The organism is Agromyces cucurbitae (assembly GCF_058349945.1).
This window is the reverse complement of sequence record NZ_JBYRES010000001.1, coordinates 670342-683791: the sequence shown is the minus strand read 5'-3', so window position 1 is coordinate 683791 and position 13450 is coordinate 670342. Positions and strand designations below refer to the sequence as shown.

Annotated in this window: 13 protein-coding genes; 6 read left to right on the top strand and 7 right to left on the bottom strand. The window is 70.0% G+C overall.

What is annotated here, in order from left to right; all coding sequences use genetic code 11:
* The first annotated feature begins 17 nt into the window (after window positions 1-17).
* Entirely contained in the window at window positions 18-944 is a 927-nt protein-coding gene (locus AC3RJ6_RS03325) for a formylglycine-generating enzyme family protein (RefSeq protein ID WP_491425450.1), read from the top strand.
* Between the two features lie 128 nt (window positions 945-1072).
* Here the strand turns inward: AC3RJ6_RS03325 and AC3RJ6_RS03320 are convergent, their stop codons facing one another.
* The 5 genes from AC3RJ6_RS03320 to AC3RJ6_RS03300 all read right to left on the bottom strand — a co-directional run bounded on the left by AC3RJ6_RS03320 (window position 1073) and on the right by AC3RJ6_RS03300 (window position 6700).
* Window positions 1073-2701, bottom strand: coding sequence for a SulP family inorganic anion transporter (locus AC3RJ6_RS03320; protein WP_491425449.1), 1629 nt, complete (start codon window positions 2699-2701; stop codon window positions 1073-1075).
* A 4-nt stretch (window positions 2702-2705) separates the two neighbouring features.
* On the bottom strand, window positions 2706-3629 hold the full coding sequence (locus AC3RJ6_RS03315; protein WP_491425448.1) for an HAD family hydrolase: 924 nt from the start codon (window positions 3627-3629) through the stop codon (window positions 2706-2708).
* A gap of 86 nt (window positions 3630-3715) precedes the next feature.
* A complete protein-coding gene (locus AC3RJ6_RS03310; protein ID WP_491425447.1) occupies window positions 3716-6058 on the bottom strand; it encodes an arylsulfatase in 2343 nt (780 codons plus the stop codon).
* 148 nt (window positions 6059-6206) lie between these two features.
* Window positions 6207-6476 (bottom strand): glutaredoxin family protein, encoded by a 270-nt coding sequence (locus tag AC3RJ6_RS03305; protein ID WP_491425446.1) that lies wholly within the window; start codon window positions 6474-6476, stop codon window positions 6207-6209.
* A gap of 125 nt (window positions 6477-6601) precedes the next feature.
* The gene (locus AC3RJ6_RS03300) at window positions 6602-6700 is read right to left on the bottom strand and encodes a 30S ribosomal protein bS22 (RefSeq protein ID WP_003792170.1); all 99 of its coding nucleotides are present in this window, start codon (window positions 6698-6700) and stop codon (window positions 6602-6604) included.
* Window positions 6701-6816: 116 nt separating this feature from the next.
* Here AC3RJ6_RS03300 and AC3RJ6_RS03295 point away from each other — a divergent pair, with 116 nt between their 5' ends.
* A complete protein-coding gene (locus AC3RJ6_RS03295; RefSeq protein WP_491425445.1) occupies window positions 6817-7320 on the top strand; it encodes a GNAT family N-acetyltransferase in 504 nt (167 codons plus the stop codon).
* Window positions 7321-7541: 221 nt separating this feature from the next.
* Here AC3RJ6_RS03295 and AC3RJ6_RS03290 read toward each other — a convergent pair whose 3' ends face one another.
* Both AC3RJ6_RS03290 and AC3RJ6_RS03285 read right to left on the bottom strand, forming a co-directional pair.
* Window positions 7542-8024 carry an anthrone oxygenase family protein gene (locus AC3RJ6_RS03290; RefSeq protein ID WP_491425444.1) on the bottom strand — a complete coding sequence of 161 codons (483 nt, stop codon included), beginning with the start codon at window positions 8022-8024 and terminating at the stop codon, window positions 7542-7544.
* Between the two features lie 45 nt (window positions 8025-8069).
* On the bottom strand, window positions 8070-8498 hold the full coding sequence (locus tag AC3RJ6_RS03285; protein WP_491425443.1) for an ArsR/SmtB family transcription factor: 429 nt from the start codon (window positions 8496-8498) through the stop codon (window positions 8070-8072).
* A gap of 72 nt (window positions 8499-8570) precedes the next feature.
* On the opposite strand from AC3RJ6_RS03285, the gene AC3RJ6_RS03280 reads away from it, so the two are divergent.
* From AC3RJ6_RS03280 to AC3RJ6_RS03265, 4 genes are all read left to right on the top strand, one after another.
* Window positions 8571-10016 (top strand): TrkH family potassium uptake protein, encoded by a 1446-nt coding sequence (locus AC3RJ6_RS03280; protein ID WP_491425442.1) that lies wholly within the window; start codon window positions 8571-8573, stop codon window positions 10014-10016.
* A complete protein-coding gene (locus AC3RJ6_RS03275) occupies window positions 10009-10677 on the top strand; it encodes a potassium channel family protein (RefSeq protein WP_491425441.1) in 669 nt (222 codons plus the stop codon). Before AC3RJ6_RS03280 ends, AC3RJ6_RS03275 begins: the two co-directional genes overlap by 8 nt.
* Before the next feature lie 195 nt (window positions 10678-10872).
* A complete protein-coding gene (locus tag AC3RJ6_RS03270) occupies window positions 10873-11826 on the top strand; it encodes an ABC transporter ATP-binding protein (protein ID WP_491425440.1) in 954 nt (317 codons plus the stop codon).
* Complete coding sequence (locus AC3RJ6_RS03265) at window positions 11823-13445, top strand: ABC transporter permease (RefSeq protein WP_491425439.1); 1623 nt, start codon at window positions 11823-11825, stop codon at window positions 13443-13445. Before AC3RJ6_RS03270 ends, AC3RJ6_RS03265 begins: the two co-directional genes overlap by 4 nt.
* Window positions 13446-13450 lie beyond the last annotated feature (5 nt).

Here is a 13450-nt window from a genome sequence, read left to right as displayed (position 1 = left end):
GCCCTAGGCTCGAAGGCATGGTCGCACTCACCCCGCTCGTCCGCATCGAGGGCGGCACGTTCCGCATGGGCTCGAACGAGTTCTACGCCGACGAGACCCCCGTGCACGAGCGCGCGGTCGAGGCGTTCGAACTCGAGCTGCACCCGGTGACGACCGAGCAGTTCGCGGCATTCGTCGAGGCGACCGGCTACGTCACGGTCGCCGAGCGCCCGCTCGATCCGGCCGACTTCCCCGGTGCCGACCTCGACGAGCTCGTGCCGGGCGGCCTCGTGTTCACGCCGACGGCCGGCCCCGTCGACCTGCGCGATTGGCGCCAGTGGTGGCGGTGGGGTGCGGGCGCGAGCTGGCGGCATCCCTTCGGTGCCGACGGGCCCGACGCGCTGGCGGAGCGGGCCACCCACCCGGTGGTGCAGGTGAGCTTCGAGGATGCCTCGGCCTACGCCGAATGGGCCGGCCGGCGCCTGCCCAACGAGGCCGAGCTCGAGTACGCGCACCGGGGCGGCCTCGACGGGGCGCGCTTCGCCTGGGGCGACGACGAGACGCCCGATGGCAAGGTCATGGTCAACCGATGGCTCGGGCACTTCCCGTACGAGACCTCGGTCGGCTGGGCCGGCACGTCGCCCGTCATGACGTTCGACCCGAACGGCTACGGCCTCTACGACGTCGCCGGCAACGTCTGGGAGTGGACGACCGACTATTACACTCCCCGCCACGTCGTGCCGGGCTCCGAGGCCGACGCGGTCGACGCGGGCGCCCGGCCGAACCTGCTCGCCGCGGCATCGGCCGAGCCGGGCTCGCGCATCCCCCGGCGGGTGCTCAAGGGCGGCTCGCATCTCTGCTCGCCCGAGTACTGCCTGCGCTACCGGCCGGCGGCCCGCTCTCCGCAGGCCGACGACACGGCGACGTCGCACATCGGGTTCCGCTGCGCGCGGTCGGTCGACTGACCGCAGAAGGCTGCGCCGTTCGAGCCGAGGCGCTCCGGTTCCGGTCCTCTGACATTGATGTCTATTCGGCATCAGTGTCAGAGTGCCCGGAGACCTGGCCGCAGCAGACGCGGGACAGCGGCGCGCGTTCAGCGGCCCTTGTCGGCGATCGCCGCATCGAGCGTCGGGTAGACGCGGTCGGCGGCCTCGAGCCCGGCGAACCAGCGCCCGCGGCGCGCGGCCTCGGCGCCGCCGGTCGGCACCGCCGCGAGTCGCAGCTCGACGCCGTCGCCGGCGAGCTCGCGGTCGAGCTCGGCGAGTGCGTCGAGCACGGTCACCGAGACGACGTCGAGCCGGGTGAGCTCGAGCGCGGCGACGGTCGTGCCGGGGTTCGCGCGCACCGCGTCGAGCACGGCGTTCTCGTAGGCGAGCACGTTGGCGGTGTACATCGGGCCGAGCAGGCGCAACGGCAGCACGCCGTCGCGCGGCGCTCCGACGTCGAGGCGCACCCGGTTGAGCTCGCGCAGGATGACGACCATCGTCGCGATGATGCCGACCGCGACGGCGAGCAGCAGCCCCGCCGTGAGACCGACGATCGCGGTCGAGACGGCGATCCAGAAGTCGTTGTGGCTGATGCGCCAGAACCGCACGAGCGCGCCGATGTCGATGAGCCCGACGACCGCGACGAAGACGAGCGAGGCGAGCGTCGCCTGCGGCAGGAGGCTCAGCACCGGCCCGAGGAACAGCGCGACGAGCACCGCGAGCGCGACCGTGACGAGCGTCGACAGCTGCGTGCGCGCGCCGGCGCCCTGGTTCACGGCGCTCTGCGAGAAGCCGCCGGCCGCGGGAAGCACCTGGAAGAACGAGCCGACCGTGTTCGCAGCGCCCGTCGCGAAGAGCTCCTGGTTGCTGTCGACGCGCGGCTCGCCCTGGCGGCGGATGCCGCGCGCGACCGCCGCCGATTCGAGGAACGCCATGATCGCGATCGCGCACGCGCCCGGCAGCATCGGCACGATATTCGCGAACGTCGGCAGCTCGAAGGGCGGGAAGCCCTGCGGCACGGGCGCGATGAGCTCGACCCCCTGGTCTTCGATGCCCGTGAACGCGACGAGCAGAATGCCGGCGGCCACCACGATGAGCGGCGCCGGCACCTTCTTGAGGAACGCCTTCATGAGGAACATCGCCGTGATCGACGCGACCGACAGCAGCACCGTCGTCACGTGCGCGGAGGGCAGCGCGTCGATCGCCGCCACGAGGGCCGTGAAGAACCCCTCGCCCGACGGGTTCGAGGTCTCGCCGAGCAGCTTCGGCAGCTGGCCGACGGCGACCGTCGCCCCGACGCCGATCTGGATGCCGACGATCGTCGCCTGCGAGATGTTCTCGACGAGCGAGCCGAGCTTCGCCGCACGCGCGATGAGCAGGATCACGCCGACCGTGAACGTCAGCGCGATCAGGTCGGGCACCGGGTCGTCCGAGCCCGCGGCCACCCCGGCCGACACGAGCGTCGTCGCGGTGAGCGTCGCGATCGTCGACGTCGTCGACACACTCATCGCCCGCGATCCGCCGAGCATCGCGTAGACGAGCATCGGCACCATGCACGTGTAGAGCCCGAGCTGCACGGGCAGGTTCGCGATCGTCGCATACGCCATCGCCTGCGGCACCACTACGGCTCCGGCCGAGAGCCCGGCGACGAGGTCGGCGACGAGCCAGGAGCGCTGGTAACCGGCGAGCGTCGGGAAGAGTCGGAACCGGCGGGCGGCCGTCGCGGTCGTGGTCACCTGCTCAGGCCTCGGGGAAGACGCGGGTCCAGTCGCGCTTCACGCTCACGACCGTGTACCCGTTGGCGGATGCCTCGGCCAACACCTTCTCGGCTCCCTTGTCGTACGGGATGTCGCCGCGGTCGGTGTCGTCGTCGTGCCGCACGACGAGCGCGAACCCGCCGCCCTTGCGCGTGAAGTCGAGCATGGCCTGGTCGCCGTTCGAGTTGCCGCCGGCGAAGAGCGGCCGACGGCCGATGCGGCTCCAGATGCGCACGGGCTTCTCGGGGCCGTCGTCGAAGAAGTCGAGCCCGCCGCCGTAGCGCACGTCGTGCGTCTCTGGGTCGTACGAGAGCCCGAACGCCGAGCCGACGACGCGCTCGGGCGGGATGCCGTAGTTCGCGAGGGTCATCGGCCGCATGAAGTCGCGCTCTCCGCCCGAGACGATGTACACGGTGAAGCCGTGCGCCTCGAGGTAACGCAGCAGCTCGACCATGGGCGCGTAGATCGTCTGCGAGTACGGCGTGCCGAGCGTCGGGTGCTTCGCCGTCGCGAAGAACTGCTCGACCGAAGCGGCGTACTCCTCGATGCTCGTGCCGGCGGTCGCGCCGACCACGGCGCCGATGAGCACCTTGAGATCGGAGTCGTCGCCCCGGTAGTGCTTCTCGACCGCGCTCGCGAGCCACGCGAAGTCACCGCTCACGACGGCCCGGTACGGCTGGCGCTCGGCGAGCGAGGGGTCGGCCTCGGCCTGTTTCTTCCACTGCTCGACGAGGTACGCCAGCTGGGTGACGAGCGGCTTCTCGGTCCACAGCGTGCCGTCGTTGTCGAAGACGGCGACGCGCTCGGCCTCGGGCACCGCGTCGGAGCCGGTGGTCACGCGCTCGACGAAGTCGACGATCGCCCGACGGGTCTCGGTGTCGGCCCACGAGGGCAGTTCGTTCGCCATGGTGTTCCCTCGGAATCCTCTCGAAGACGCGGAACGGGGGCGCGAGGCATCCGCACCCCCGTTCCGCCATTGTGGCAGCGGGTCGATCAGTCGCGCGCGTACGCCGCCGCGAGGTGCGCCTCGAGGTCGAGATACGCGTCGTCGGCGATGTCGAACACGACGCGGGCGATCTCGCCCCCCGTGAAGTCGAACCCGTAGCCGTAGAGCGACGACACGGGGTCGGCGCTGTCGCGACCGATCGTGAGTCCCTCGCCGCAGAGCGAGAAGTGGCCGAGCACGGTGCGGATCTGCTTCTCGCCGACCTGCTGGTCGTCGATGTAGAGCTTCACCGGGCCGACGCCCTCGCGGTACTCGCCCATGCCCTCCTTCGTGAACTCGACGCCGATGATGTGCTTGCCCGAGGTGGGCACCGGCGCCGAGACCCGGTCCTCCGGCGGGATGCCGAGGAAGTTGTACACGTAGTGCACCTGGCCGTCCTTCACGACGAGCGCGTGCCCGCCGAACCGCGAGCCGTGCGCGAAGATGACGCCCTGGCTGTCGGGTGTGAGCTCGACCTCGGCCGCGATCTTGTACGAGACGCCGTGCACGTTGGCCGCGCTGCGCTCGGGGATCTCGCTCGTGCCCGGGTAGTAGACGTACTGGCCCGACGGCGGCGCGGGCTGGTGGTACTCCATGTGGATGAACGTGTCGAAGTCCTTCGGGTTGCCGATGACCTGCAGGTCGTTGAGGGGCAGCACGTTGTTCGCCTTCGCCTCCTCGAGCCACAGCGCCTTCAGCTCCTCGAGCTTGTCGGGGTGCTGGTCGGCGAGGTTGTTCGCCTCCGAGCGGTCGACCTCGGTGTGGTACAGCTCCCACACGTCTTCGTCGAAGTGCCCCTTGCCGCTGACCGGCCCGTGCACCGTGACGGCCTTCCAGCCCTCGTGCCAGATGCCGCGCTGGCCGAACATCTCGTAGTACTGCGTCTGCTTGTTGGTCGGCGCGTCGGGCGCGGCCTCGAACGACGGCACCATCGAGACCCCCGAGAGCGGCGTCTGCTCGACGCCGTTGTACGTGTCGGGGAACGCGACGCCGCACGCCTCGAGGATGGTCGGCACGATGTCGGTCGAGTGGTGGTACTGGTGGCGCACCTCGCCGCGCGCCGTGATGCCCTTCGGCCACGAGATCACCAGCGGATCGGCGATGCCGCCCTGGTACGTGTAGCGCTTGAACATCTTGTACGGCGTCGTGAACGCGGCCGCCCATCCGGTCGGGTAGTGGTTGTACGTGTCGGGCGAGCCGAGCTTGTCGACGAGCTTGAGGTTCTCCTCGAGCGAGTCGGGGTAGCCGCCGAAGATCTTGCCCTCGTTGACCGAGCCGTTCGGGGATCCCTCGCCCGAGGCGCCGTTGTCGGCGCAGTAGATGACGAGCGTGTTGTCGAGCTGGCCCGACTCCTCGAGGTAGTCGATGATGCGGCCGACCTGCGCGTCGGTGTACTCGCTGAACCCGGCGTACACCTCGGCCATGCGGCTGAACATCGCCTTCTGCTCGTCGCTCAGCGAATCCCACGGCAGCACCTCGTCGCTCTGCGAGAACGTGCCGTCGGGCATGGGGTTGAGCTCGGTGAGCGCCGTGTCGGCGGGCAGGATGCCGCGCTCGATCATGCGCGGCAGCACCCACTCGCGGTACGCCTCGTAGCCGTCGTCGAACTTGCCCTTGTACCGGTCGATGTACTCCTGCGGCGCATGGTGCGGGGCGTGGTTCGCACCGGGGCAGAACCAGAGGTACCAGGGTTTGTCGGGCTCCGTCTGCTTGACGTCGCGGATCATCTTGAGCGCCTGGTCGGCGAGGTCCTTGGACAGGTGGTACCCGTCCTCGGGCTGGTACGGCTGGTCGATGTAGCGGTTGTCCTCGGCGAGCGAGGGGTACCAGTTGTTGGTCTCTCCGCCGATGAAGCCGTAGAAGCGGTCGTAGCCCTGCGCGAGCGGCCAGTTCTTCTTCGAGGACCCGGCGGTCCACTCGTCGATCGGCACGTTGTGGTTCTTGCCGACCCAGAAGGTCGACCAACCGGCGTCGCGCAGCAGGTGCGCCATCGGCACGTTCGACGGCGGGATGTGCGAGTTGTAACCCGGGAATCCGGTCGACGACTCGGAGATCGTCGCGAAGCCGTTGAGGTGGTGGTTGCGCCCCGTGAGGAACGTCGATCGCGTCGGCGAGCACAGCGCCGTCGTGTGCCACTGCGAGTAGGTCAGGCCGTTCTGCGCGAGCCGCTCCATCGTCGGCATCTGGATGCGACCGCCGTACGGCGACCAGGCGGCCATGCCGGTGTCGTCGTAGAGCACGACGAGCACGTTCGGTGCTCCGTCGGGTGCCTTGTCCGGGAGGAACGCCTCCCAGTCCCCCTGCGAGTCCCGAACGTCGAGTTCGATCCTCCCCTTGAATTCACGCGCCACGGCGTACTCCCCTTCGAACGTACGGGGACAGACCCGTGTCCCCCGCTCGTCACCCTAGCCACGGGCGCACGGGGGCGCCAGAGAATCGCGGTGAACTCGGAGTGATGAGGAGTGCTCGCGACCGAGCGGAGCGATCGGGAGCGGGCGATCAGGACTTCGCGCAGATCGCCGTCTTCAGCCGCACCGGGTCGACGCGCCAGTAGTCGTGCACCTCGCCGTCGATGAGCAGCACGGGGATCTCCTCCGCGTAGCGGTTGCGCAGTGCCTCGTCGTCGAGGATCGACTGCTCCTCGAGGTGCACGTTGCACGAGGCATCCCGCTCGAATTCGGCCATGACCGCCTGCACGACCTCACGAGCGTCGTCGCAGAGGTGGCAGCCGGGCTTGCCGATGAGGGTGAGCTGGATGTCTCGGGCCATGCCTCGATCGTACGCACCCGCTGGTTGAGGAGCGCGCGACGAAGGAGCACGCGTCTCGAAACCCCGCACACAGCGAAAAGCGCCGAACCCCGAAGGGCTCGACGCTCAGCTGCAGTCGCGGGCGACTACTTCTTGTTGCGACGCTGGTGGCGCGTCTTGCGAAGAAGCTTGCGGTGCTTCTTCTTCGCCATGCGCTTGCGACGCTTCTTGATGACGGAACCCATCAGAACCTCACAGAGAAAGATCGTGCCGGCCGCGCGTGCCGCAGCCGAAGGCAGAAAGCCTCGGAGTAGTCTAGCCGATTCGCGGAGCGTTCTCGTTCACCCGCTACCGTCGAAGGATGGCCGACCTGACGATCCGTTCGACGACCGCCGACGACTGGCAGGCGCTGCGCGCCCTGCGCCTCGAGATGCTGCGCGATTACCCGATCGCCTACGGCGAGACCCTCGAGCACGCGCTCGAGGTCGACGAGGCCGGCTGGCGCATGCGCGGCGCCCGCGGCGAACGCGCCGACCAGACGCTCAAGGTCGCCATCGACGGCACCCGGTGGGCGGGCACCATGGCGGGCTACATCCCGGATGCCACGACCGGCCCGATGCTCGTGGGCGTCTACGTCGCGCCCGACTACCGCGGCGAGGCCGCAGGTGTCGCGGTCGCGCTGCTCTCGGCCGTCGAGTCGTGGGCGACGGGGTTCGGCGACACCCTGCGCCTCGAGGTGCACGAGTCGAACCCGCGGGCGATCCGGTTCTACGAGAAGCTCGGCTTCACGTTCACGGGGCGCAGCCGCCCGTACGAGCTCGAGCCCGGCGGCCTCGAGCTCGAGATGATCAAGCCCCTGCGCTGACCCACCGGCGCTCCCGCCCGTTCGCCCGTCCGCCCTCCCGCCTTCGCGCTCGCGAGTCGCCAAAAGGTGCTGCCCGTCCGTCAACGAAGCGCACTTTCTGGCGACTCGCGCGCCGCTCGCCCGCCGTCGCGTCGACGAGTCGCCGAAAAGTGCTGCTCGCGGGGCGACGAAGCGCGTTTCTTGGCGAGTCGCGTGCGGCCCGCGCGGCCTCGCCGGGCCGATCAGCCCAGGAGGGCAACGACGAGGCAGACGCAAGCTGCAGCCGACGTGAGCCACCGCACGTGGTTCCACGCGAGCCATCCCGGGCGGAATTCGCGCCAGGCCGCGGCGAGCGCGGTCGAGTCGGTCTCGGGCACGGCCGCGAGGCGGTTGTTGCGCGGCACGTTCGCGGCCGCCGTGACGCCGATCGCGCCGACGACGTAGACGACCGCGGCGGCGACGATCCACACGGTCGCGTCGCCGACCGGGTCGACGAGTCCGACCACCACGAGCGCAACGAGCACGAGCCCCGTGCCGAAGAGCGCAAGCATCAGCGGCGGGCGCGGCGCGGTCACGTTGATCTCCTGCATCGAGCGTGCGGCATCAGCGGGAGGGAGCCGATCGAGGCCTTGCACGACGAAGCCCGAGAAGGCGAAGAAGACGCCCGACACGAGACCGGTGCCGACGATGCCGATGACGAGGAGGACGGTAGCGACGGTGGCCATCCGCCCAGTCTGTCGGATGCCGCCGCCCGACGGGAGGGCTGACGGCTACTTGCGCTTGACGGCGGCGGTGACCTGGTGGGCGGTCTCGGCGAACGCCGCGCCCAGTCGCGACGCGAAGGCACGCTGCTCGTCGTTGAGCGCCTCGTCGTGCGAGTCGGCGCCGGCCAGGGTCGCGGCGTCGGCCGCGGCATCCGATGCCGTGAACGGAATGAGCCAGTCTTCGATGGTCTCGAGCGGCGTGCGGTCGAGCCGGTAGTACCGGTGCTGGCCCTCTTCGCGCACGGCGACGAGGCCCGACTCGCGCAGCACCTTGAGGTGCTTCGAGACGGTGGGCTGGCTGGTGCCGAGCGCCGCGACGATCTCGGAGACGCTGATCTCGCCGCCCGACTGCGGCACCGTCGACTCGCGCTCGAGGAGCACGGCGAGGATGTCTCGTCTGGTCGCGTCGGCGACGACGTCGAAGATGTCAGCCATGCCCCAAGGGTAGTCATTCGAGGCGGGGAGTACCATGACACTCGCGTCGGGTGACGGCTGACAGGGGGGTCGATGCGCGCAGAGCGGGTGAGCCGGCTCGGTCGAGTCGACCGGCGCTCGTGGCTCGGGCGACTTCGCGACGGCGTCGACGCCTTCATGAAGAGCTCGCCGTCGCGCTTCGCGATCGTCGTGTTCGCGGCGCTCATCCTGCTGTTCACGCTGCTGTTCTCACTGCCGATCGCGCGTGCCGGCGAGGCATCCGCGGCCCCGCTCTACGACGCGCTGTTCACGGCCGTCTCGGTCATCTGCGTGACGGGCCTCGCGACGGTCGACATGGCGACCTACTGGTCGCCGTTCGGGCACGCGCTCGTCTACATCGGCGTCAACATCGGCGGTGTCGGCGTGCTGACGCTCGCGACGACGCTCGGCTTCGTCATCTCGCGCCGGCTCGGCCTGCGGGCGAAGCTCATGGCCGCGAGCGACACGAACCCGTCGCGCATCCACGTGGGGCCCGTCGCCGAACGGCAGGCCGTGCGGCTCGGCGAGGTGGGCGGGCTGCTGTTCACCGTCGCCGTCAGCGCGTTGGTCATCGAGGGCGTCATCGCCGTCGCCCTGCTGCCGAGCATGCTCACCGCCGGATACGACGGATGGCTCGCGGTCTGGTACAGCGTCTACTACTCGGCGATGGCCTTCACGAACACCGGGTTCTCGCCGAACCCGGGCGGGCTCGAACCCTTCGCGCACGACTACTGGATGCAGACGATGCTCATGCTCGGGGTCTTCCTGGGCGCGCTCGGCTTTCCGGTGATCTTCGCGCTCGCGCGCGCCTGGCGCACCCCGCGCAAGTGGAGCGTGCACGTCAAGCTCACCCTCGCGACGACGACCATCCTGTTCTTCGCGGGCGCCGCGATGTTCCTGCTGCTCGAGCACGCCAACCCGAAGACGTACGGGCACCTCGACGCGGGGCCGACGATCTTCCAGTCGTTCTTCATGTCGATGATGACGAGATCGGGCGGCTTCGCGACGATCGACATGCACGACCTGTACGGGTCGAGCCAGCTCGTCAGCAGCATGCTCATGTTCATCGGCGGCGGCTCGGCGTCGACCGCGGGCGGCATCAAGGTGACGACGCTCGCGGTGCTGTTCCTCGCCGCGTTCGCCGAGGCGCGCGGCAATCCCTCGATGGAGGCGTTCGGCCGCCGCATCCCCCGCGACATGCTGCGGCTGTCGGTGAGCGTCGTGCTCTGGGGGGCGACGATCGTCGCGGGCGCGTCGATCGCCATCCTGCAGATCACGAAGGCGCCGTTCGAGAACGTGCTGTTCGACGTCATCTCGGCATTCGCGACGTGCGGGCTCTCGACCGGGCTCACCGCCGAGCTGCCGCCCGAGGGCGTCTACGTCATGGCGGCGACGATGTTCATGGGACGCGTGGGCACCGTGACCCTCGCCGCGGCGCTCGCCGCGAGCACCCGACGCCAGCTGTTCAAACGACCGGAAGAGAGGCCCATCGTTGGTTGACAAGATCAGGCACGACGCCCCGGTGCTCGTGATCGGCCTCGGCCGGTTCGGCGCCGCCACCGCCGGACAGCTCGATCGGCTCGGCCGCGAGGTGCTCGCGGTCGACACCGACGAGGCCCTCGTGCAGAAGTGGTCGGAGCGGGTCACCCACGCCGTCGTCGCCGACGCGAAGAACATGGACGCGCTGAAGCAGATCGGCGCGCAGGACTTCTCGATCGCGGTCTGCGCGGTCGGCTCGTCGATCGAGGCATCCGTGCTCATCACCGCCAACCTCGTCGACCTCAAGATCCCGCAGATCTGGGCGAAGGCGATCTCGGCGTCGCACGGCAAGATCCTGCAGCGCATCGGCGCGAACCACGTCATCTACCCCGAGCGCGAGGCCGGCGAGCGCACCGCGCACCTCGTGTCGGGCCGCATGCTCGACTTCATCGAGTTCGACGACGACTTCGCGCTCGTGAAGATGTACCCGCCGAAGCCGATCCGGGGCAAGAACCTCACGGAGTCGGGCGTGCGCTCGAAGTACCGCGTCACGGTGGTCGGCGTGAAGAGCCCCGGCAAGCCCTTCACGTACGCGACCGAGAGCACGGTCGTCTCGAACCACGACCTCATCATCGTGTCGGGCACCGAGGGCGACATCGAGAAGTTCGCGGCGCTCGAGTAGGTCGGTCGAGTGGCGCGCAGCGCGTATCGAGACCACAGGGCAGCGACGCGGATGCCTCAGGCGGGGTCGCTCGACGGCGCGGTCGTGGTCTCGATCGGCGCTTCGCGCCTACTCGACCGACCGATCCGATCCGAGGTCGTTAGGGTTCCGTTAGGAAGATTCACAAATTTGTGAAACGAGCGTAATATCGCGCTCATGACCACAGTGATCAGCGCCAGCGGCCTGCAGAAGCGATTCGGCCGCACCGTCGCGCTCGACGGGCTCGACCTCGAGGTCGGCGCCGGCGAGGTGCACGGATTCCTCGGCCCGAACGGCGCAGGCAAGTCCACCACCATCCGCATCGTGCTCGGCCTCGCCCGTGCCTCGGGCGGCTCGGCCGCCCTCTTCGGGCAGGACCCGTGGAGGCACGCGGGCGAACTCCACCGACGCGTCGCATACGTGCCGGGCGACGTCAGCCTCTGGCCGAACCTGACCGGCGGCGAGGCGATCGACCTGCTCGCGCGGCTGCGCGGCGGCACCGGCGACAAGGCGGGCTACGCGGCCCGCAAGCAGCGCCTGCTCGAGGCCTTCGACTTCGATCCGCGCAAGAAGGGCCGCGCCTACTCGAAGGGCAACCGGCAGAAGGTCGCCCTCATCGCCGCGTTCGCCACGCCCGCGGAGCTCTACATCCTCGACGAGCCCACGAGCGGCCTGGACCCGCTCATGGAGCAGGTCTTCAACCGCGAGATCGCGCGCGTGTCGGGCGAGGGCGCGACGGTGCTGCTCTCGAGCCACATCCTCTCCGAGGTCGAGGAGCTCTGCGACCGGGTGAGCATCATCCGTGCGGGCAAGACCGTCGAGTCGGGCACGCTCGCCGAGCTCCGCCACCTCACCCGCACCGAGATCGCGTTCGCCGCCGACGGCATCGACCCCGCCGCGCTCGCCGCCGAGATCGACCGCATCCCCGACGCGCACGACCTCATCATCGACCACGGCCGGGTGAGCTTCACGGTCGACAGCGACCGCGTGACCTCGGTGCTGCCCGACCTCACCCGACTCGACGTGCACGGCCTCACCGTGTCGCCGCCGTCGCTCGAGGAGCTCTTCCTGCGTCACTACGGCGACGAGCTCGGCGCGCGCGCGGAGGTCTCGGAGGAGGCGCTGGCATGAGCACCCTCGGCACGCTGCTCAGGCAGCGGCTGCGCCGCGACCGCCTGCAGCTCGCCCTCTGGATCATCGGCGTCGGCGTGCTCGCCTACGGGTCGGTCGCCGCCGTGCTCGACACCTACGGCGACGAGGCGGAGCGCAACCAGATCCTGCAGGTCGCGACCGCGAGCCGCACCATCCTCGTGTTCCGCGGCACGCCGAACGGCACCGACATCGGCGCCTTCACCTTCTTCGAGCTGTTCGCCTGGCTCGCCCTCATGGGCGGCCTCATGAGCACCTTCCTCGTCACCCGGCACACCCGCGCCGAAGAGGAGCAGGGACGCGCCGAGCTCGTCGCGGCGACGCGGGCCGGCCGTGTGAAGCCGACCGTGGCCACACTGATCCACGGCGTGCTCGCCAACCTCGTGCTCGGCCTCGTCGTCGCGCTCGCGCTCATCGGCGCCGGGCTCGACGCCGAGGGCTCGTGGGTGACGGGCGCGGCCATGGCCGCGACGGGCATCGCGTTCGTCGCGATCGGGCTGTTCGCCGCCCAGCTGTTCCGCACCTCGCGCGGGGCGAATGGCGCGGGCGTCGCGGTCGTGGTGGGCGCCTACCTGCTGCGCGGCATCGGGGATGCCGCGGGCACGCCGTCCGACGACCTGCTGCACGTGACTCCCGCCTGGCCGAGCTGGCTCTCGCCGATCGGCTGGGGGCAGGCGACGGGCGCCTATGTCGAGAATTCGCTCGCCCCGCTCGGGCTCGCGCTCGGCGTCTCGGCGGTGCTCATCGCGATCGTGTTCGCGCTGCAGTCGGTGCGCGACCAGGGCGCGAGCCTGCTGCCCGGTCGCAAGGGGCGGGCATCGGCGAGCTGGGCGCTGTCGAACTCGTTCGGGCTCGCCTGGCGGCTCAACGTCTCGACGCTCATCGCGTGGGCGGTCGGCGCGGCCGTCGCCGGGCTCACCGCGAGCTCGCTGTCGGGCCTCATCGACGAGCTGAGCGGCGACGCCCCGCAGGTCGTCGACACCCTCCAGGCCGCCCTCGGCGGCGGGGCGACGCTCGAGCAGGCGTTCATCGCGATGTTCTTCAGCATCATCGGCATCCTCGCCGCGTGCTGCGCCGTGCAGGTCGCGATCCGCGCCCGCCAGGAGGAGGCGCACGGCACCGCCGAACAGGTGCTCGCGACGCCCGTGCCGCGTGTGCGCTGGCTGCTCGAGTACTGGTTCGTCGGCGTGCTCGTGATCGTGGTCGTGCTCACCGCGGCCTGGCTCGGCGGACTCGCCGGGTCGGGGGCGTCGAACACCCCCGCCGACCTCGTGCCGCTCATCTCGCAGGCCGCGCTCGCGCAGCTGCCGGTCTCGCTCGTGTTCCTCGGCATCACGCTGCTCGTGTTCGCGCTGCTGCCGCGGTGGACGATCGGCCTCGGCTGGTCGATCGTCGGCGTCGCCGCGATCATCGGCGTCTTCGGGCCGCTGCTCGGCGCACCCGACTGGATGGTCGACCTCTCGCCGTTCACGCACTCGCCGGTGCCGACCGGCGACGACATCGACTGGTCGGGCGGGTTCTGGATGATCGCGATCGGCCTCGCCGCCGCGGCGCTGGCCGTCGTGTCGATGCGGCGGCGCGAATTGGCCTCGGGGGCCTGAGAGAA

Bases quoted from the DNA above. Each gene is read 5' to 3' on its own strand.
- AC3RJ6_RS03295 (WP_491425445.1), top strand. From the start codon at position 6,817: ATGGCCGACCTGACGATCCGTTCGACGACCGCCGACGACTGGCAGGCG.
- AC3RJ6_RS03285 (WP_491425443.1), bottom strand. From the start codon at position 8,498: ATGGCTGACATCTTCGACGTCGTCGCCGACGCGACCAGACGAGACATC.
- AC3RJ6_RS03305 (WP_491425446.1), bottom strand. From the start codon at position 6,476: ATGGCCCGAGACATCCAGCTCACCCTCATCGGCAAGCCCGGCTGCCAC.
- AC3RJ6_RS03315 (WP_491425448.1), bottom strand. From the start codon at position 3,629: ATGGCGAACGAACTGCCCTCGTGGGCCGACACCGAGACCCGTCGGGCG.
- AC3RJ6_RS03290 (WP_491425444.1), bottom strand. From the start codon at position 8,024: ATGGCCACCGTCGCTACCGTCCTCCTCGTCATCGGCATCGTCGGCACC.
- AC3RJ6_RS03280 (WP_491425442.1), top strand. From the start codon at position 8,571: ATGCGCGCAGAGCGGGTGAGCCGGCTCGGTCGAGTCGACCGGCGCTCG.
- AC3RJ6_RS03265 (WP_491425439.1), top strand. From the start codon at position 11,823: ATGAGCACCCTCGGCACGCTGCTCAGGCAGCGGCTGCGCCGCGACCGC.
- AC3RJ6_RS03300 (WP_003792170.1), bottom strand. From the start codon at position 6,700: ATGGGTTCCGTCATCAAGAAGCGTCGCAAGCGCATGGCGAAGAAGAAG.
- AC3RJ6_RS03270 (WP_491425440.1), top strand. From the start codon at position 10,873: ATGACCACAGTGATCAGCGCCAGCGGCCTGCAGAAGCGATTCGGCCGC.
- AC3RJ6_RS03325 (WP_491425450.1), top strand. From the start codon at position 18: ATGGTCGCACTCACCCCGCTCGTCCGCATCGAGGGCGGCACGTTCCGC.